Source organism: Flavobacterium sp. KY-23415 (assembly GCF_055384985.1).
In genome coordinates, this window is sequence record NZ_AP044001.1 from 1,416,372 (window position 1) to 1,436,170 (window position 19,799).

Consider the following 19,799-nt stretch of genomic DNA (forward strand, 5'->3'; position numbering starts at 1 on the left):
CAAATTGTTGGGGTTTTTAAACTAATTGAATGATGAGCGATTTCAAACAAATTATAAATTATTTAAAGTTTTTTAGACGATCAGAAGACGCTGCTTTAAATAACAAATATAAAGAAGCAATTATTGTAGATGAAAGTTATAAACACAAAGAAATACCGCACGAGGACGATTTTATTTTTGTAGAAAAAAAAGCTGTAGAAAGCCAAAATGGATATGTCTATTTAGATCATGAAATTGAAGACACAATATATCTTCAACAACAATCCAATGGAATAATTGAATATTATATTAAAAAAGATTTTCAAATTAATAATGAAACCATTGCAAAATATAAAAGAATCCCATTATATTTTAATGATTCATGGGAAGAAAAAGAAGGAGTAGAATTTGTAGAAATTGAAACACCTGGAAACTATTATTACAGTCAAGCTATAGATAGAATTGTAGAAATCTCTCTCGATAGTGTTTTTGTATTCCCAGATTATTTTGTATACCACCCAAATGACCTACAAGACATTACAAATGGCGATTATCGTTTTAACTACAAAGATGAAGAAGGTTACACTAGCGATTATAGCGACCTAGCATTAAGAGCTTTACTTTCTACCGGTTATAACTTAGTGAGTTCGGAAACAAAACGAAACATCGGTTTTCACAAAAACGACAAAGCAGGTTTTGTGTTTCTTTTACCAAAAATAAGTCAAAGAGGAGGTAAATATTATTTAGAATATACCTATTACCAAAAAGGAATATCCTATAACAGTTTTATAACCGAAACCGCAATACGGCTAGAGTTCAACTATTTTGGAGCCCTTTTGGAGTATCTAAACCAAACTGTTTTTTATGGCTTAGACGATTTAGACGCATTTAATAGTAACGCAAAAAAGTTATTTTTAGAAGATTACACCGTTTTTGTAGAAAACCTTCTCCATTTTTCTAGTGGCACTAAAATTCTAGAAACACTCTATTTTGTACCTATCTTCTTCTTTAAGAAAATAGATCCTAACTTCCTATGGTATGTTTTAGAAAAGACATTAGAATATAGTGTAACAAACATTGGTTTAAACAAAGAAGACATTGTTTTGCGTATATTAGAAGGCATCTATGAAGGCTCAAAAAGTGACACAATTTTTCTTCAAGAAGTTGTAAACAAAAGAACCAAAGGTAAAAAATCACTCCTCCATGAATTAATTCATAGTATAGATGGCGATAATTTTAAAAAAATGCTACAATTTTTATGGAATATCTGGAAAAATTCCGATTTTAGCACAATAGATCCAGAAAAAAACAAGTTCATTGATATAACCGATAAAAACCCTGTTTTAATTGACTATCGTTCAACTAAAAAACTAGGTTTTCACACAGATAACACTGCTATAGAATGGAAATTAAGCAGCAATAGCATAGCGCTAAAGGTTGTTTCTGGCACAGGTATTTATAAGGAAATTACTGTACGTACTGCCGATGGAAACGATATCCGATTTGTTGAGGAGAAAATAACGCATGATTATGATTACCACCCACTATCTCCTCTAGCAATAATCGCGGCAGACAATCCTACTTTTATTCTCAAAGATGAAGAACAACAAGAAGATAGTAAATTTACAAATTTACCCGCTTTTGTGCTATATGCTAATAAAGAAAGTGCTTTTTGGGAAAATATAATGACGGGTGGTGAATATGCTATCGATGTGCTAACAACACTTTCTGGAGTAGGGAACATTTTAAAAGTAGGTCGTTTAGCAAAAATACTAAAAGCAGGACATTCACTAATAGGAAAGTCTAAAGCTGTCTCCAATGTAATTACAGGTGTAAAAGCCTTTGCTGGAGTTGTTGAAATTAGTAGTGGTGTGGGTAATGCATTATTAAAGCTATTAGATGTAAACGACACCGAATTAGGTAGAGAAATAGCCGAATATTTGTTTTATTTAGAAATGATTTCCTTATCGGGAGAAATTACTGTTGCATTACATGCTGGATTGAAAAAAAAGGCAAAGAAATTAGTAGGAGATGCAAAAAACAAAGCTAAATTAGAAAAAAAATTAGACGATTTAGTAGATCAAAAGCAAATTTCTAAATCAGAAGCAGATGAGGTAATTGAGCATTTGGAGGAAACTTCAAGGAACTTTAAAATTGATAATTTTATAGAGAGAGGGATTAAAAATGGCAAAAAGATAGGTGATATTTCTAAAGACATAATTGTTAGAGAATTACGTAATGTAACTACTACAGCTACAGAAGTTGCAAGAGCTATAGATAAAGGAAAAATAAAACTGGTTAAGCTAAACGATGCAGACTTTTACAATACAATTAAAGATCCTTTTGAAAAATTAGAAGACATTAAAGATGTTGTTGCATCACAAATAAAGGATAAAATTTATATAAAAAATAGCACTTCTTTAGATAAAGCATTTGGAGAAATAGTTCACGAAGGAAAACACGCATTAGATTATAAACAAGGTTTATTTGAAAACCCTAAATTGCTAAGAGAAGAATCTATACATTTAGTACACGACAAAATACCTATGAAAAGCTTTGTAGATAAGATGACAGATAAACAAGTTGTAGAATTAAGAGCAAGAATAGCGGAAAGAGAGTTCCAATTAGAGGCGAAGCAACCCTTAGACTTTCAATCAGTATCAGAAATGATAAGTGAAATTTTTAAAAAATATTAAAAAATAATGAATAATGAAACCAATTATTAAAAAAATGTTGCTAGAAATGATGTCATATAGCAATACAAGAAAGTTTACAAAAGATGATATTTACATTAAAAAAGCCTATGAACAATTAGGCAATGAAATAATAATTACACGAGCTAATAATTTGTTGTTAAATTTTTTAGACCCTAGATACCATCATTTTGAATTTCCAAATTTAGAAAAATTAGAAATCCACGAAGAACATATGAGTTATGCTACCTTTAAAGAAGTTTACGAAGAGTATAAATTATTATTCGAGCATTTACCAGAATTAAAAGAAATATATGTTTTAAAAGAGAAACATATAGAATTTAATCCATCATTAAGTAAAAGTGACATCCAAGAATTATATAATTTTGTAAAGGATAATTTTGTTATAAATCCAAAGCATATCACTCGCTATATAAGACCTAATAAAGATTAATTTTTAACCACCTTCGGGTGGTTTTTTATGCTTTATAATTAGCGCTTCAAATCTTATCTTTGGGAGGTGAGTTAATGGCAGCCATCAAAGGAGGTTTACGTAAAAGTGCCAAAGAAGTTCTAGAACATACTGATGATCTAAAGAAAACCGCAAAAAATGCTGATGAAGCTAAGCAGATTGATGAGGTAATTGAACATTTGGAGGAGGTTGCAGAGATTGATTTTATGGCTAAACCAGCAGAAATTGGAAGGTTTGGAGGTAGAAAATTAACAGCTTCACAAATTAGAAAATATAAAGGTTGGTTAAAGCGAAATGGTGTAGAAACTTTCTTTGAAGAAGACCTCATACTTAATAAATTTGGAAAAATAACAAATAAAGAAGCCTTAAATAAGTTTAAACCTTTTATGAGTGATGGAATTCAATTTGACACATTGCAAGATTTCTATTCATATATGAAACAAGAAGGTGGTTTAGGAGTATTTCACGCAAAAACGAAACAATTATTCTTAACTAAGGAACCAACAGGATTAATGTCTTTTCATGAAAAAATGCACGTAAAACATTATTTAGAAATAGGTGAAAAATATCATACTTTACCCTCTTGGGATAAAGAAACATATGTTTTTTTAGAAATTTGGAAACAAAAACATCTATTTACTAAAGAAGAATTAGGATTCTCTTTAAAATATGTTGATCTATATAGAAAAGAAGCAGGACAAAAACTATTAAATTATAAAATATGAAATATACCGAAGAGCAAATTAAAGAAAAAGCCCATCAAATAATGAAAGACTTAAATGGCAAATATTATTTTGAAAATTGTGTTAACAAAGCAATTTTTCAAAAAGACGAAATAGTTTTTGCGGGTAAAATGAAAGGAAAAGAAATACCCTCTTGGCTAATAAGTATTAAAGCAATCGCTGACCAGTTGTGTTTTTTGCATATATCCGATGAAACAGGAGAACCATTATATTATATGAATTTCAGTATGGTTTGTTTTAATGTAGAAAAAGATAAAAACGGCAAATATTTTAAAACAGAGATTTAATATTTAACCACCTTCGGGTGGTTTTTTTATGCTCAATAGGTAATAATGATAATTACTATCTTTGGGAACAGAATTAACAGCTGCCATAAAAGGAGGTTTACGCAAAAGCACCAAAGAAGTTCTAGAACATACTGATGAGTTGAAGAAAGAGTTAGACAATCTTGTTATTGAAGAGAACAATGTAAAAAGAAAACTAACGCAAGCTGAAAAAGATGAGATTATAAAACATTTGGATGAAGTTTCTGGAAACTTCAAAATAGATAATTTCATATTGAGAAACGGTGGAAAAGCAATTAAAGAAATTAGTAAAAAAATAATAATTCAAGAATTAAGAGGTGCAACAAAAACGGCAACGGAAGTTGCAGAAGCACTTGGTAAAAGAAAAATTAAGTTATTTAAATTAAATAAAGAAGATTTATTAGCAAAAGTAAAAGATATAGATCCTAAATGCAAAAAACCTGAAGAGGTAGTAGCAACGCAATTTAATGATGAAATCTACATATTAGAAGATACATCGGTAGATAAAGCCTTTGGAGAGATAGTACATGAAGGAAAGCATGCTTTAGATCATAGAAATGGTTTATTTGATGACATTACCAAATTAAGAGAAGAAACTAAATTAATAGTTCATGATAAATATCCCATGAAAAGTACGGTAGATAAAATGACAAACAAACAGGTAATTGAGCTAAGAGCAAGAATAGCGGAAAGAGAGTTTCAGTTAGCTGCTAAACAAAAACCAGATTTTCAATCGGTTCCAGAGATGATTAGTTTTATTATCAGAGAATATTAATAACCTATTAAAAAAAAAATACAAAATGAATACTTTAACAAAAAAATTAATATTAGAAATCCTGACTTTTTTAGATACAAGAAAGTTTAACGATGGTGACATTTATGTTAAAAAAGCGTGCAACAAACTAGAAAATGAAATTGTATTAGACAGATTATTAGATTTATCAACTTTGATAGACCCTGTACGTCATAATAAAGATAGAGGTTTGGGTAAATACGTATATTATGATGATGAATTTATGTCAGAAGATGTTATACAAAATATTTACAATGAATTTGTGCTGTTGTTTAAATATTTACCAGAATTAAAAGAAATATTTGTATTAAAGGAAAGACATATAGAGTTTAACTCAAATCTTAGTAAAAGTGATATACAAGAAATTTATCAATTTGTTCTAGATTACTATGAAGCAAATCCTAGAAAATTTAACCACATTTTTAAAAAACCTTATGAAAAATAGATTGGTGTTTTTAGATAAAAACCAAAAAAGCTACTTTCGAGTAGCTTTTTTAATTTTGTACAAAAAGAGCATTTGTAAATTCATAATTTAAAGGATAGATTTAGATGCTAACGTAAAAAAGTTCAAACTATTTTTGGAAGAGAAGTTGAGTATTTAAAACAAAACGGATATAAAATAGAAAACGAATTAGCAATTAAAATAAAAAAATAGAACATGGAAAATGATGAATTGTATATTCCTGATGGGTATCTTTCTGTTAAGATGATTGAGGAAGTAATGACAGAATTTAACTGGCCTGTAAAGTATAAAATAGTAGAACTAAGTAAAGATTTAGGTCTTTTTAAGATTCAATTTCCAACTTCTGAAATTGAATTCCTAGATGTTCCTGAAACTGGAGTAAAATTAACTTTTTTAACCTATGATTCAGGTAAAAAGTTAAACGTAGATTATGCTGATGTTGTTGCTTTAGATTGCATTGAAAATTATGACCCTGTTAGAGATTTAGATTTAGAACTTGGGTATACCGATTTGGAGGATAGAACACGTAAGATTTTAAGAAATAAATTTAAAAACTTACAGTTTTACCATATGGGTTTTATTACAGGAGAAGATTACACCTGGTTCATAGGTATTTAGAACGTAAGCATACATTGTAAAAGTTGATAAATAAAAAATGGAAAAAAATTTTATATATGTGGATTAAGACCTGTTATAGTTGAAATTCATAAAGATTATAGCGATTATTTCTCTTTAAATATGGAAACTGGGGTTTTTGAAGAAAATTTAAGATATTTTCATCAAATTAATTTTGACTCAAATGGAAATGTTGAAGAGAAAAAAGAATCTGAATTTAATCGCTATGTTGAAAAGCTTAAAAAAGAAAAAGGATTAATCTAAAAAAACTTTCTAATGAACATTCCCAAAAAGTTAAATACTATTTGAGGTATTTTTATGAGAAGAAAAACCAGTACCTACTCCAATAGAATTAGATGAAAAAGGGAATTATGTTTGGGGAAAGAATAGAATTATTTAACAATTTAACCACCTTCGGGTGGTTTTTTATGCTTTATAATTAGCCATTCAAATCTTATCTTTGACTGGAGAATTAACCATTGCTATAAAAGGAGGCTTACGCAAAAGTGCCAAAGAAGTTCTAGAACATACTGATGATGTAAAGAAAGAGTTAGACAATCTGGTTATTGAAGAAAATAATGTAAAAAGAAAACTAACCCAAGCTGAAAAAGATGAGGTTATAAAACATTTGGATGAGGTAGTTGGCGGAAATAATTATGGAAGATCTATAGTGGAAACTAGAGACCCTGTAAAAGTTCAGGAATTTATTGAAGGATTAGCAAAACTTAAAAAAATAAAAATTACTGAACCCTTAGAACATATAAAAGAAGCGATAAAATATTTTAACCATAAATTGATTGATGGTGAGATAATTCAAATAAGTAAAACAAATTGCGGAAATACAGTAGAATCTGTTGTAAACTTCCTCAAAACTGGAAAAATAAAATTAGCAGAGCCTTCTTTAATGCAAGGTATTGAAGGTGTTTCAGCAAAGTTTGGAGGAGGAAGTTTTAGTGATATCACAATTCCTAGACTAAAAGAAATTTTGAATGATGGTGAAATTTCTATAATTTATGGACCTAAAAAGTATCTGCCAAGTGGGAAAGTTGAAGGACATTATTTTGTAGCAATGAAAAAAAACAGCCAATTGTATTTATTTGATGGACAAACAGGTGAATACGTAATTTTTTCTCAAACTGACAGAAACTATGCTAATTTTATACAAAGAAATTATATTAAATTTCAATATTTAAAAGTAAAATAAAAAAATAATATTATGTTAACAGATCAGGAAATGCTAGAAATAGCAGAGCGTTTTACAAGAAAGATTGTAGACCAAAATATTGAACCTATGATTTATCAGAGAGATATAGTTAAAAAACCTTATGGCAATATTTATTTTTTTGATTCTAAAGAATATGTATTAACAGGTGAATTTAATAAATCTTTAGTAGGAGGCGGACCTTTTTTAGTAGAAAACAAAAGTGGAAGAGTCGTTACTTTTGGAACTTCAGTTAGTTTAGAGGATAATATCAAGGATTATGAAAACGGGACTATGGGCAAAAGTTTAGATTTATATTGGTATCCTGATGAGGATAGGTTCGATTATAAATAAAATTTTAACAGATAAAACCAAAAAAGCTGCTTTCGAACAGCTTTTTTTTATGCCTAAAAACTAAAAAATTACATTTATTATCTTTGGGAACAGAATTAACCGTTGCCATAAAAGGAGGTTTACGCAAAAGTGCCAAAGAAGTTCTAGAACATAGTGATGATTTAAAGAAAACAGCAAAAAATACAGATGAAGCTAAGGAAATAGAGGAAGTTATTAAGCATTTAGAGGAGGTTTCTGGAATACAAAGAAAAACTGCTATAGAATTTCAAGCTTTTGTAAATAAATGGAAAGGTAAATCTATTAAAGGATTGAGCAAAATAGAAATTTCTAAAGCATTAAGAGGTACTACTGAACAGGCTAATAAAATAGCAGATATTATCGAAAATGGTAAAATGAAGTTTACAGTATGGGATGATGCAGAGTTTGAAAGATATTTAATAAGTGAAGGGGATACAATTGACGAAGCTACACACACTGCAGCATTTACAATGGGTGATAGAACATACTATAGAGCTTCAACTCCTGTAGATGAATTTATGAGTGAAATAGTACATGAAGGTACACATGCATTGGATAATTTGAAGATCAGAGAATTAAAAGATTTAGGTAAATCACAAAGAGAAATAGATGTTATTATGGGTAATAATTGGTCCAGTGAAAAAAGAGCCTATTTTCATGAAAGAGCTTTTCAAAAAGCTACAGGTATGAGAGTAGAGTATGATTCTACTGAAGAAATGCTAGACCACATCTATACTAATTACAATAAACATTAATAAAAAATATTATGAAAGAAAAAATAAAAGAGATTTTAAAAGAAATGACAGATTTAGGTAAAATATCTTTTGAAAAACATCTTCTCAAGGAAGCTTATGAAAATTTAGGTTTTACAGAATTAAATAGTTTAATTGAAAGTATATTAACTTGGCATAAAGTAATTATGCATCTTCCACCAACAGAGGAATTTCAACTAGATAAATTTATTCTTGATAATACAGACCAAAAAAGATACCCTCATTTATTTAACCATTGTACTGAGTTAAGCGAAATCTACACTTTACATACTAATAAAATTACGTTTAATGAAAATCTATCAGAAGAAGAAAAACAAGAAATATTAAAATATATAGATGATAACCACTCCCTTATTGTAAGAAAAAGAAGGAGAAAATAGCTTTTAACCACCTTCGGGTGGTTTTTTTATGCTTAAAAAATATCCCTTCAAATCTTATCTTTGGGAACAGAATTAACCGTTGCCGTAAAAAATGGCTTGCAAAAAAGTGCCAAAGAAGTTCTAGAACATACTGATGATTTAAAGAAAACCGCAAAAAATGCTGATGAAGCTAAACAGATTGATGAGGTAATTGAGCATTTGGAGGAAATTCATAAGTTTTATGACATTACTGGTGCAAGTGGTACAATTTACAAAGAAGTAAGAACTTTAGAGAAAATGTATACAGAAGGTTCTAAAGTTAATTTTGAAAGAGGTGTTAAATATTTAAATGAAACAGAGAGAATAGAATTTGAAAATATTTGTTCAGTTTGATAAAATTGTAGATAAAAATGGTAAGCTTTTTGATACAGCAAAATCAGTAAACAAGGGAATTGACGGTGAGATTAAGCTAACAAATAAATCAATTTTTGTAATGTCTGAAAATGGAAAAATTTATATCTCTAAATCTAATGAATATGGTAAATTTCATCATTCAAGTTTTTTAGCTGGTGAAAAAGTGGCTGCTGCAGGAGAAATAGTGATTGAAAAAGGGGTTGTTAAATTAATTAATAACGGTAGTGGACATTATACTCCAAATATTGATACTGTTAAGAAAAATATTTTAACAGAATTAGACAAAAGAGATTATTTCTACCCTGCTACTGACCATAAAAAAGAAAGTATAATTTTTAAAACAGAGTTTTAGTAATGGAAGCAAAAAGATTAAATGAGGTAATCCATGGTGCCATTTTTGGCAAAAACATACGAGATTATAAAGAAGTTAAAGATTTCTATAAAGATGCAATATCTGATGTGGATATTTCAGGTTTAAAAATAAATATTATTAGTGAAGAAAAAGAAGTATTGGAATGGATCTTAGATCATCCTGAATTTGATTTTAATTCTCTTTTTGATAATTATTATTTAGAAAATGAAAGTTATAGTTATAAAAATGAAGAATTACTTCAATATTTTAAAGTTTATTATGAGACTTTAATTTTTAAACTCAATAAATATAATAAAAAGGAGTTTTTAATAAAATTATCAGAATTTTGAGAACATTAACCACCTTCGGGTGGTTTTTTTATGCTTATTAAATAGTAATTGTAATTATTATCTTTGGGAGGAGAAATAACCGCTGCCATAAAAGGAGGTTTACGCAAAAGTGCCAAAGAAGTTCTAGAACATACTGATGATGTAAAGAAAGAGTTAGACAATCTTGTTATTGAAGAGAACAATGTAAAAAGAAAACTAACGCAAGCTGAAAAAGATGAGATTATAAAACATTTGGATGAAGTTGCTGAAAGGAAAAAACAAATAATTCCAAATGGAGGAATAACAAAAGGGTTTTCAATTATCAACCCTAAAGTAATGAAGTATTGGATGAATTTTCTTGAAAAAAAAGGTGTTAAATTTGAAATTGGAACTGAAAAGGCTAAAAAAATTTTAAAAGAAGAAAGAGCTTTAGGAATTCACGAAAGAAAATTCATCAATCCAGAAACTAATGAATTTGAACAAACAATTTATCTTTATGAAAACCCATCAACATCAACTTTTTTAGAAGAGTGTTATCATGCCGTACAAGCTATTGAAGGCTTACCAAAGTATATTGAGCCAATTTATATTAATGGAAAAATTTATGAAAATGTTGATGCTTGGGAATATTTAGCAAAAAAAAGAATCCTTGACGAAGCTAGTAAAAATGGGATTACTTATGAAGAATATCGATTCATTGAAGACCAACTTCAAGATGTTTTAGATAGAAATTATTAAAAAGAATTTATGGAAAATTTTAGAGTTACATTAGTAAATAAGATTAAACAAAAAGAATTTAATCTTCAATTAGTTTTTGAACCAATACGAAATGAAAATATCGAATTTGAATTTGGAAATTCTTCTAAAAGTTTAGAAAGGAAAAATTTAGAATTTTTAGATGAAAAATTTAATATAATTGAACCTAGTGGTTATAGAGTAATTAATCCTGTTAAATATGAAAAGGAAAGTATAGTGATTTCTAAAGACAAACCATTTACATATGATATATTAGGTAAAATAGAAATATTTAACACTAAAGCATTAATTAAATTAGTGTCAGCTGAATATGTTTTAGATTTAAATAAAAAATATTTTGTTCAATTTGACTATTTAGGAAAGAAAAGTAATAGAATTGATTTTGAAATAAAATAATCTTTTCAAAAACCACCTTCAGGTGGTTTTTTTATACTTTATAATTAGTCCTTCAAATCTTATCTTTGGGAGGTGCGTTAACGGCAGCCATAAAAGGAGGTTTATGCAAAAGTGCCAAAGAAGTTCTAGAACATACTGATGATGTAAAGAAAGAGTTAGAGAATCTTGTTATTGAAGAGAACAATGTAAAAAGAAAACTAACGCAAGCTGAAAAAGTAGATGTTATTGAGCATTTATATAAGTTGAATGACCATGGCACTGCATATAATAGTTCGAAATATGCTACTAAAGTTAGTAAACTAAAAGATAATGCGTCTCAAAAAATAAAAGATTTTGAAATAATTCACTCTAACTCAAGTTTAGAAAATGCATTGATATACAATCCAGAAACAAAATTAGCCGATTTTTGGACATCAAATTTACCAGATAGGATTAATTTTCCACAAAAACTGATAATGAAAATGCGTAAAGCTGTGGTAACGCATAATCACCCTGGAGGAAGTGGATTAAGTATTTCAGATATAGAAACATTCTTACAAGGTAATTTACATGAAATAAGAGCCGTTACACCAAACGGTAGTGTCTTTAGCATAAAAAATAAATCATTAAGTAGTAAAGAAATGCGAAGTTTTGCAAAAGATATTCAAAAAATAAATCTGGATTATGCTGAAAAAGGTGGTTCTCGACAAGATGAATTTGATGAAATATATAATTTAATTAAAGATAAAATAGAATATTTACATTATATAAATTAAAAAAAGAAAATTATGAATATAGATTTTGAATTAGACTTCTTTTACTATAGAGAAGAAATAGGGTTGGATTATGAAGATCAACATATGAAAAAACTATATCCACAGATTAGTAATGCAATAGATTTTGTTGCAGGTGAATCATTAGGGAATGTTTTTAGGTTATTTACTAGAACTTATGCAAAAAAATACCCTTTAACTGATAATTGGTTCGGTTTGTTTTTAATAAAATATTCTAGCAAATATATAGTTAAAGATCCTGATTATGTAGATGATGAATTGGATTTCTTTATTTCTGATGCAATGAATAGTAGATCTGATATATCTTCTATATATTTTAAACAAATAAGGGATGAAAAATCAGGCTTATTGTATTTAGAGTATACAGAATTTATTTTTAAAAATCCTGAAAATGTTTTAGTAATAGCCAACGCAATTGAAAAAGAATTAGACGGATTGACTTATAATAAACAAACAGGAGATGAAACAATTTATGAGGTTTTAAATTCTCCTATTAAAAAGATTGAACTATCATCCTCTAAATTTAAATTAACTGTAAATAAAGATTATTGGGATAAAAGTTTAGGGTCATTTTAATACAATTTTGAAATGATGTAAAGTCATGTAATAATAAGCTACTTTCGAGTAGCTTTTTTTTATACCTAAAACTAGAGTAAACCGAATTAGGCAGGGAAATAACCGAATATTTGTTTTATTTAGAAATGATTTCCTTATCGGGAGAAATTACTGTTGCATTACATGCTGGATTGAAAAAAAAGGCAAAGAAATTAGTAGGAGACACAAAAAAGGAGAAAAATATATTTATGAATTAGAAGAATTTCAAGATTTCAAACCAAAATGGAATGCAAGCGCTAAAGATCCTTCAGATAAATTTGATTGTACCATAAAATTTGCAGAAAAAGGACATCATACTGATGGTAAAAATATTTTGTATGCCGATTTATTTATACCCAAAAAATTAGGGGATTTTATGTCGTCATATAAAGGAACTGGTTTTAAAGACATAAGCTTAGGAAAAACCATGTTAGATGATGGTTATGTTATGTTAAAAAAAGAAATAGGCAAAGATTTAGATGGTATTTATGCGGAATGGTTAAAATCTTCTGCTTACAAAGATTTTCCTAATTCTGAATCTGTTAACCTATATGATTTAAAAACAGCTATGAAAGGCAAAAAAATCACCAAAGAAAACCTAGAAGAAGCTGCATTTAAAACATTTACAGGAAGCTGGGCTAAAAGCAAAGGATTTACGAAAGCAGTAGTGGTTTCAAAAGCAGATATTTATGAAGAACTTAATGATAATATAAATCTATTAAAACAATTAGAAGTAATATTTATAAAATAGCAAATTATGGAAGATAAAAGATTAAAATATGTAATTATTGCAATACAAGATTATAGAGTACACGGTTATTCGAACACTTTACATACAGACAAAGGGTATTTAATTGTAGTTGAAGATTATCCAGGTGGGAATTCAAACATTAATAACCTCACAAATTATAGAAGAGTATCATTTGAAAAAGTGTTAGGTAATAAGTTCGGGAGTGAAGCTATTGTATTAGAACCTAAAAGTGCTTTATTTCTACAGTTATTACAAGAGATGGAATTAAAAATTAAAGAATTATCAAAAGATAATCCTAAAGAGTTCTTAGATCACGAACTTGATAGATATGATGAAAAAGTTGCTTTTTTTGGAGAAGAAATTGTAGTGAATGCAAGAAATAAATATGATAGAGAGTTGGTTAATTTTTATGAGTTTTATGAAAAAATTAAACGATTTTATGATTATAACTATCCCTTGTATCTTGTACCTGCTACTAAAGAAGATGAAGAAAAGTACTACGGAGATCATGAAAGAGGAAATTATTACAAACCTATTTCACCTCAAAAGTAAATACTTCTTGTTTAACAAAACCACCCCGCTGCGGCAAAATCTCCTGACTTTGCATTAAGATAATTAAATGCCACAGTATTTACATTGTGGCATTTTTATTCGAAATCTAATAAGTTCATTTTGGAAAAATATGTTTATTTGTAGTAGCTCAAAGTCAGGAGACCAAGACTGTAAGGAACTTTCTTTTTCAAGTTTTTAAACTAATTAATTTATTAGGATCTCCACCACAGTGTATTATCATTTGATTAATAATGTCATTTTGCATTTGATTGCAAAATGACATTTTAGGGATTTTATATCCTTTTAATTTATTAAGTTTTATATATGCTAAAAGTAATATTGACGCTATCAAAATTATATAAATCATCACTTGGATTCCATTCCATTGTCTTGAAAAATAATGCTTGAAATTTAATTCTTGTTTTATAAACCTAAAAAATCTTTCTATATCCCAACGTCTTTTATAAATTTCTATTATCTGCTCTGCATTAAATTCATTTTCAGGCAGATTACTTAAAAAAAGTATTTTTTCTCCATCTGACTTTAATATTCCTTCAACTAATCGGAAAATTGTTTCAGTTTTTTTACCATTGCAATAGAGATGTACTTTGCTGTGTTTTGTGAGACTAATTATTTCATTTTCAAAATTTAAAATAGTTTCTATACTGTCTTTTTCAACTTCATATTTTGATGCTTTATAGATTCTAGTTACAAAATATTTTTGCTGATTTGAGAGTTCGACCATTTTCTTTCTCTCTTTCATTCCTCTGTCAAAAACAGCAATATCTTCCTTATTAGCAATATGATCCTTAAGAATATCACCTAAAGCTAAATCCTCGCTAATCATCTTCTGATCTTTATGAATTTTTACATTAAATGGTAACTCATTAAATCCAACTGTAAACTTTATACTATTTCTACCTTGTTCTCCTTTTTTGTTTTTACACCCATTCTGCATTCCAAAATGTAACAATGAAGCTGATAAACTAGTAATCGTTGAATCATACAAACTTAATCTTAATTTGTCTTTTTCATTGAGTTTGTCTTGAAAAACAGCAACAGTGTGATTGTATAATTTTTTAAAATATTCAACATTTATACTGCCAATTCTATCAGCAATACTGCTATGACTAACAGTTTTATCTTTTGGAATTTGAGCATACTTGCAAAAGAAATGATTTTCATAAAAATTTTCAAAGACCCTTGAACTAGCTCTGTTTTCATTCAAAATGCCAAAAACACAAAGTTTAAACAACTCTTTCCCTTTTAGTTTTTTTGCATTCCAATCAACCATTGTTTCTTGAGCAAAAAAATCAAGCTTATCCTCAGAAATATATCCCAATATTTCATTTACTCCAGTATTGATCTTCATTTTCTATATACGTTATTGATATGTAGAAAAGTAAAAATAACACTTTTTTATTACATATGTAAAAGTTCCTTACAGTCTTGGTCAGGAGACTTTGCGCAGCGGGAGAAATAGTACATGAAGGAAAACATGTGCTAGATGACGGGGTGAGTATCGCAAAATTAAGGGAAGAAACCAAATTAATTGTTCATGATAAATATCCTATGAAAAGTACGGTAGATAAAATGACAAACCAACAGGTAATTGAGCTAAGAGCAAGAATAGCGGAAAGAGAGTTTCAGTTAGCTGCTAAACAAAAACCAGATTTTCAATCGGTTCCAGAAATGATTAGTTTTATTGCCAGAGAATATTAACAAATTATGAAGTCAACAAATTATGAAGTCAATTATTAAAAAAATATTGCAAGAAATACTGTCTTTTTCATATACATATGAAATAAAAAAAAGTGATATATACATAAAAAAAGTATTTGAAAAATTAGGGAAGCAGAGATTACGTATTAGATTAAATGATTTAATAGGTTGGATAGACCCAGTAGACCATTTAAAAGATACCGATTTAGAAAAATATGTATATTTTGATGATGAATTTATGACAGAAGATGTTATACAAAATATTTACAATGAATTTGTGCTGTTGTTTAAATATTTACCAGAATTAAAAGAAATATTTGTATTAAAGGAAAGACATATAGAGTTTAACTCAAATCTTAGTAAAAGTGATATACAAGAAATTTATCAATTTGTATTAGATTTTTATAAAGAAAACCCTAGAAAAGCTACTTTTTATATACCTTATGAAAAATAGATTGGTGTTTTTAGATAAAAACCAAAAAAGCTACTTTCGAGTACCTTTTTTTATGCTTAAAAATAGCACTTCAAATCTTATCTTTGAATGTAGAAATAACGGTAGCCATAAAAGGAGGTTTACGCAAAAGTGCCAAAGAAGTTCTAGAACATAGTGATGATTTAAAGAAAACAGCAAAAAATACAGATGAAGCTAAGGAAATAGAGGAAGTTATTAAGCATTTGGAAGAGGTGGCTGAAATTTCAGAAGGTTTTGGATCAATAAAATATCTTATAAAAGAAAAGGTTTTAGATAGATTTGGAAAGTTTGAAGATGTATTAAAATTTGAAAATGAGATAAGAAATTTAGACTATGAAGTTGCAATGTTTTTTGATGAAATTGGTTCTATTCTATCAAAGCCTATTACTCAAAAAAGCAGTAATTCAGTTAGTTTTGGAATTTTAGAAATAAATGATATCATAAAAAAATATGGAAAAGATTCTAAGAAAATAATAGTTTCTCATAACCATCCTACTTCCACTGGAATAAGTATTGACGATATAGGTCTAGTTATTGATAATAAATTAGGTGGAATAAGAGCAATTGCAAAAGATGGGTCAAATTATTTGTTATTAAATATTGGGAAAATGAATGATAAGAGCTTAAATATTCTTAAGCACAAAATAGCTCAACGAGTTAAAAACAAGTACCCTAAATTAGTTAAAAAAGGAGGAAGAAAAGACATTTTAGGAAGGCCAATTCATAGAGCAAGTAGTAAAAAATTAGCTCAAGTATTAACAGATGAATTGGTGGAAGAATTAATTTATTTAAAACAAATCGAATATATAAAATATCAATAATTATGGATAAACATACAGTAAAAATAGACCATTTATATAATCCTGCAAAATTTGGATTAGGACAATTATATGAAGATGTGTTAGAAGGATGGGAAATTCAGCATAAATTTTATTTAGATCAAGTTGAATTATCAAAATTTATTAACACTTGTAAATTAGAAGATGCAATTTTTGTAATTATAAAAGCATATAAAGATAGATATCCAACAAGTTATTTTTCAAGAGTTTATGATAATTTCAGAGAGCCTTTATATCCTTTAAGAAAAGACACTAAAATAGAATGGATTGCAAATCAAGAAACCTACGATTGTGAAAAAGTAGTTTTTACTTTTCAAGAAATTCAAGAAATTCAATTGTTGAAATCTACAATTGAAGAAGTTCTAACAAATAATATTTATGAACAAAGAGATAATAGTTACTATGTTAAAAATAGCCCAATAATAAGTATAGAAGTTTTTAATACAGAACTAAAAATAAATTTAGACATTTCAAAAGCTATTAAATATTAATTCAAAGAGGGCGGTGCATTATGTACCGCTTTTTTTATTCCAAAATAGACGGATAGCTATCGGAAAACATTTTCATATAAACGATTTTCTCGGAAAGACAAATTGACTTCTTGGACAGTCTCTTTTTCATACCAGAAAAAAACAAGTTCATTGATATAACCGATAAAAACCCTGTTTTAATTGATTATCGTTCAACTAAAAAACTAGGTTTTCACACAGATAACACTGCTATAGAATGGAAACTAAGCAGCAATAGCATAGCACTAAGGGTAGTTTCTGGCACAGGTATTTATAAGGAAATTAATGTACGCACTGCCGATGGAAACGATATCCGATTTGTTGAGGAGAAAATAACGCATGATTATGATTACCACCCACTATCTCCTCTAGCAATAATCGCGGCAGACAATCCTACTTTTATTCTCAAAGATGAAGAACAACAAGAAGATAGTAAATTTACAAATTTACCCGCTTTTGTGCTATATGCTAATAAAGAAAGTGCTTTTTGGGAAAATATAATGACGGGTGGTGAATATGCTATCGATGTGCTAACAACACTTTCTGGAGTAGGAAACATTTTAAAAGTAGGTCGTTTAGCAAAAATACTAAAAGCAGGACATTCACTAATAGGAAAGTCTAAAGCTGTCTCCAATGTAATTACAGGTGTAAAAGCCTTTGCTGGAGTTGTTGAAATTAGTAGTGGTGTGGGTAATGCATTATTAAAGCTGTTAGATGTAAACGACACCGAATTAGGTAGAGAAATAGCCGAATATTTGTTTTATTTAGAAATGATTTCCTTATCGGGAGAAATTACTGTTGCATTACATGCTGGATTGAAAAAAAAGGCAAAGAAATTAGTAGGAGATGCAAAAAACAAAGCTAAATTAGAAAAAAAATTAGACGATTTAGTAGATCAAAAGCAGATTTCTAAATCAGAAGCAGACGAGGTAATTGAGCATTTAAAAATTGTGGCAAATGAGGTAGAAAAAATTAGTTATATTCCACTACGATTTGACAAACTATATAGTATTTCTGCAGCTGCATTAGATACTGCATTAAATGTATCAAAAAATATATTTTTCTATCTCAAAAACCTAACAAAAGCAAATACAGAAACGGTATTTTATAAAGGAGTTGAAATATTTACAGATTCACCAGCAAAAGTAAAAGTTTTTTTAGATGATGCAGCAAAGGTTTTAAATACCAAAGGGGTAAAAGGAGTAGAAGAGTTTTTTGAAAATACAGGTTCTGTTTTAACTAGAAAAAGATTACATTCACAAACTGGAGAAGATTATTTAGCAACATTAGTAAGACACAAAAAAGGAGAAAAATATATTTATGAATTAGAAGAATTTCAAGATTTCAAACCAAAATGGAATGCAAGCGCTAAAGATCCTTCAGATAAATTTGATTGTACCATAAAATTTGCAGAAAAAGGACATCATACTGATGGTAAAAATATTTTGTATGCCGATTTATTTATACCCAAAAAATTAGGGGATTTTATGTCGTCATATAAAGGAACTGGTTTTAAAGACATAAGCTTAGGAAAAACCATGTTAGATGATGGTTATGTTATGTTAAAAAAAGAAATAGGCAAAGATTTAGATGGTATTTATGCGGAATGGTTAAAATCTTCTGCTTACAAAGATTTTCCTAATTCTGAATCTGTTAACCTATATGATTTAAAAACAGCTATGAAAGGCAAAAAAATCACCAAAGAAAACCTAGAAGAAGCTGCATTTAAAACATTTACAGGAAGCTGGGCTAAAAGCAAAGGATTTACGAAAGCAGTAGTGGTTTCAAAAGCAGATATTTATGAAGAACTTAATGATAATATAAATCTATTAAAACAATTAGAAGTAATATTTATAAAATAGCAAATTATGGAAGATAAAAGATTAAAATATGTAATTATTGCAATACAAGATTATAGAGTACACGGTTATTCGAACACTTTACATACAGACAAAGGGTATTTAATTGTAGTTGAAGATTATCCAGGTGGGAATTCAAACATTAATAACCTCACAAATTATAGAAGAGTATCATTTGAAAAAGTGTTAGGTAATAAGTTCGGGAGTGAAGCTATTGTATTAGAACCTAAAAGTGCTTTATTTCTACAGTTATTACAAGAGATGGAATTAAAAATTAAAGAATTATCAAAAGATAATCCTAAAGAGTTCTTAGATCACGAACTTGATAGATATGATGAAAAAGTTACTTTTTTTGGAGAAGAAATTGTAGTGAATGCAAGAAATAAATATGATAGAGAGTTGGTTGATTTTTATGAGTTTTATGAAAAAATTAAACGATTTTATGATTATAACTATCCCTTGTATCTTGTACCTGCTACTAAAGAAGATGAAGAAAAGTACTACGGAGATCATGAAAGAGGAAATTATTACAAACCTATTTCACCTCAAAAGTAAATACTTCTTGTTTAACAAAACCACCCCGCTGCGGCAAAATCTCCTGACTTTGCATTAAGATAATTAAATGCCACAGTATTTACATTGTGGCATTTTTATTCGAAATCTAATAAGTTCATTTTGGAAAAATATGTTTATTTGTAGTAGCTCAAAGTCAG

The 19,799-nt window shown here is 28.4% G+C and carries 28 protein-coding genes; 27 read left to right on the forward strand and 1 reads right to left on the reverse strand.

The features are described 5' to 3' along the window. Positions 1 to 32 precede the first annotated feature (32 nt). From ACZ49Z_RS06295 to ACZ49Z_RS06395, 21 genes are all read left to right on the forward strand, one after another. On the forward strand, positions 33 to 2,675 hold the full coding sequence (locus ACZ49Z_RS06295) for a hypothetical protein (RefSeq protein WP_464307338.1): 2,643 nt from the start codon (positions 33 to 35) through the stop codon (positions 2,673 to 2,675). Positions 2,676 to 2,688: 13 nt separating this feature from the next. Continuing rightward, positions 2,689 to 3,126, forward strand: a complete 438-nt coding sequence (locus ACZ49Z_RS06300; RefSeq protein ID WP_464307339.1) for a hypothetical protein — start codon at positions 2,689 to 2,691, stop codon at positions 3,124 to 3,126. A 59-nt stretch (positions 3,127 to 3,185) separates the two neighbouring features. Then, entirely contained in the window at positions 3,186 to 3,869 is a 684-nt protein-coding gene (locus ACZ49Z_RS06305) for a zincin-like metallopeptidase toxin domain-containing protein (protein ID WP_464307340.1), read from the forward strand. Further along, positions 3,866 to 4,174: a hypothetical protein gene (locus ACZ49Z_RS06310; protein ID WP_045970483.1), complete on the forward strand. Its 309-nt coding sequence runs from the start codon at positions 3,866 to 3,868 to the stop codon at positions 4,172 to 4,174. Before ACZ49Z_RS06305 ends, ACZ49Z_RS06310 begins: the two co-directional genes overlap by 4 nt. A 61-nt stretch (positions 4,175 to 4,235) precedes the next feature. Beyond that, entirely contained in the window at positions 4,236 to 4,967 is a 732-nt protein-coding gene (locus tag ACZ49Z_RS06315; RefSeq protein WP_464307341.1) for a hypothetical protein, read from the forward strand. Between the two features lie 25 nt (positions 4,968 to 4,992). Next, positions 4,993 to 5,430, forward strand: coding sequence for a hypothetical protein (locus ACZ49Z_RS06320; protein ID WP_464307342.1), 438 nt, complete (start codon positions 4,993 to 4,995; stop codon positions 5,428 to 5,430). Between the two features lie 213 nt (positions 5,431 to 5,643). Continuing rightward, complete coding sequence (locus ACZ49Z_RS06325; RefSeq protein ID WP_464307343.1) at positions 5,644 to 6,066, forward strand: hypothetical protein; 423 nt, start codon at positions 5,644 to 5,646, stop codon at positions 6,064 to 6,066. A gap of 120 nt (positions 6,067 to 6,186) precedes the next feature. Beyond that, a complete protein-coding gene (locus tag ACZ49Z_RS06330; RefSeq protein ID WP_464307344.1) occupies positions 6,187 to 6,327 on the forward strand; it encodes a hypothetical protein in 141 nt (46 codons plus the stop codon). Between the two features lie 196 nt (positions 6,328 to 6,523). Further along, positions 6,524 to 7,267, forward strand: a complete 744-nt coding sequence (locus ACZ49Z_RS06335) for a hypothetical protein (protein WP_464307345.1) — start codon at positions 6,524 to 6,526, stop codon at positions 7,265 to 7,267. Between the two features lie 12 nt (positions 7,268 to 7,279). Continuing rightward, on the forward strand, positions 7,280 to 7,618 hold the full coding sequence (locus ACZ49Z_RS06340; RefSeq protein ID WP_464307346.1) for a hypothetical protein: 339 nt from the start codon (positions 7,280 to 7,282) through the stop codon (positions 7,616 to 7,618). A gap of 83 nt (positions 7,619 to 7,701) precedes the next feature. Then, entirely contained in the window at positions 7,702 to 8,391 is a 690-nt protein-coding gene (locus ACZ49Z_RS06345) for a hypothetical protein (protein WP_464307347.1), read from the forward strand. Between the two features lie 11 nt (positions 8,392 to 8,402). Further along, positions 8,403 to 8,789, forward strand: a complete 387-nt coding sequence (locus tag ACZ49Z_RS06350; protein ID WP_464307348.1) for a hypothetical protein — start codon at positions 8,403 to 8,405, stop codon at positions 8,787 to 8,789. Positions 8,790 to 8,849: 60 nt separating this feature from the next. Continuing rightward, positions 8,850 to 9,161 (forward strand): hypothetical protein, encoded by a 312-nt coding sequence (locus ACZ49Z_RS06355; protein WP_464307349.1) that lies wholly within the window; start codon positions 8,850 to 8,852, stop codon positions 9,159 to 9,161. Next, positions 9,139 to 9,534 (forward strand): hypothetical protein, encoded by a 396-nt coding sequence (locus tag ACZ49Z_RS06360; protein WP_464307350.1) that lies wholly within the window; start codon positions 9,139 to 9,141, stop codon positions 9,532 to 9,534. The genes ACZ49Z_RS06355 and ACZ49Z_RS06360 overlap by 23 nt, the downstream gene beginning before the upstream one ends. Positions 9,535 to 9,536: 2 nt before the next feature. Then, positions 9,537 to 9,884, forward strand: a complete 348-nt coding sequence (locus ACZ49Z_RS06365) for a hypothetical protein (protein WP_464307351.1) — start codon at positions 9,537 to 9,539, stop codon at positions 9,882 to 9,884. Between the two features lie 63 nt (positions 9,885 to 9,947). Beyond that, positions 9,948 to 10,601 (forward strand): hypothetical protein, encoded by a 654-nt coding sequence (locus ACZ49Z_RS06370; protein ID WP_464307352.1) that lies wholly within the window; start codon positions 9,948 to 9,950, stop codon positions 10,599 to 10,601. A gap of 9 nt (positions 10,602 to 10,610) precedes the next feature. Next, complete coding sequence (locus tag ACZ49Z_RS06375) at positions 10,611 to 11,015, forward strand: hypothetical protein (RefSeq protein WP_464307353.1); 405 nt, start codon at positions 10,611 to 10,613, stop codon at positions 11,013 to 11,015. A gap of 65 nt (positions 11,016 to 11,080) precedes the next feature. Further along, entirely contained in the window at positions 11,081 to 11,770 is a 690-nt protein-coding gene (locus ACZ49Z_RS06380) for a hypothetical protein (protein ID WP_464307354.1), read from the forward strand. A gap of 12 nt (positions 11,771 to 11,782) precedes the next feature. Next, a complete protein-coding gene (locus ACZ49Z_RS06385) occupies positions 11,783 to 12,364 on the forward strand; it encodes a hypothetical protein (protein ID WP_464307355.1) in 582 nt (193 codons plus the stop codon). A gap of 394 nt (positions 12,365 to 12,758) precedes the next feature. Beyond that, positions 12,759 to 13,133: a hypothetical protein gene (locus ACZ49Z_RS06390; RefSeq protein ID WP_464307356.1), complete on the forward strand. Its 375-nt coding sequence runs from the start codon at positions 12,759 to 12,761 to the stop codon at positions 13,131 to 13,133. A 6-nt stretch (positions 13,134 to 13,139) separates the two neighbouring features. Further along, a complete protein-coding gene (locus ACZ49Z_RS06395; protein ID WP_464307357.1) occupies positions 13,140 to 13,685 on the forward strand; it encodes a hypothetical protein in 546 nt (181 codons plus the stop codon). Positions 13,686 to 13,872: 187 nt separating this feature from the next. Here ACZ49Z_RS06395 and ACZ49Z_RS06400 read toward each other — a convergent pair whose 3' ends face one another. After that, positions 13,873 to 15,057, reverse strand: coding sequence for an IS4 family transposase (locus ACZ49Z_RS06400; RefSeq protein ID WP_464307358.1), 1,185 nt, complete (start codon positions 15,055 to 15,057; stop codon positions 13,873 to 13,875). A gap of 77 nt (positions 15,058 to 15,134) precedes the next feature. On the opposite strand from ACZ49Z_RS06400, the gene ACZ49Z_RS06405 reads away from it, so the two are divergent. The 6 genes from ACZ49Z_RS06405 to ACZ49Z_RS06430 all read left to right on the forward strand — a co-directional run bounded on the left by ACZ49Z_RS06405 (position 15,135) and on the right by ACZ49Z_RS06430 (position 19,641). Next, positions 15,135 to 15,407: a hypothetical protein gene (locus tag ACZ49Z_RS06405; RefSeq protein WP_464307359.1), complete on the forward strand. Its 273-nt coding sequence runs from the start codon at positions 15,135 to 15,137 to the stop codon at positions 15,405 to 15,407. Between the two features lie 22 nt (positions 15,408 to 15,429). Next, entirely contained in the window at positions 15,430 to 15,861 is a 432-nt protein-coding gene (locus ACZ49Z_RS06410; RefSeq protein WP_464307360.1) for a hypothetical protein, read from the forward strand. An 83-nt stretch (positions 15,862 to 15,944) separates the two neighbouring features. After that, positions 15,945 to 16,700 (forward strand): hypothetical protein, encoded by a 756-nt coding sequence (locus ACZ49Z_RS06415; protein ID WP_464307361.1) that lies wholly within the window; start codon positions 15,945 to 15,947, stop codon positions 16,698 to 16,700. A 2-nt stretch (positions 16,701 to 16,702) separates the two neighbouring features. Next, positions 16,703 to 17,209 (forward strand): hypothetical protein, encoded by a 507-nt coding sequence (locus ACZ49Z_RS06420; protein ID WP_464307362.1) that lies wholly within the window; start codon positions 16,703 to 16,705, stop codon positions 17,207 to 17,209. Positions 17,210 to 17,319: 110 nt separating this feature from the next. Further along, complete coding sequence (locus ACZ49Z_RS06425) at positions 17,320 to 19,089, forward strand: hypothetical protein (protein ID WP_464307363.1); 1,770 nt, start codon at positions 17,320 to 17,322, stop codon at positions 19,087 to 19,089. A 6-nt stretch (positions 19,090 to 19,095) separates the two neighbouring features. Next, entirely contained in the window at positions 19,096 to 19,641 is a 546-nt protein-coding gene (locus ACZ49Z_RS06430; RefSeq protein ID WP_464307364.1) for a hypothetical protein, read from the forward strand. The last annotated feature ends 158 nt before the right edge of the window (positions 19,642 to 19,799 follow it).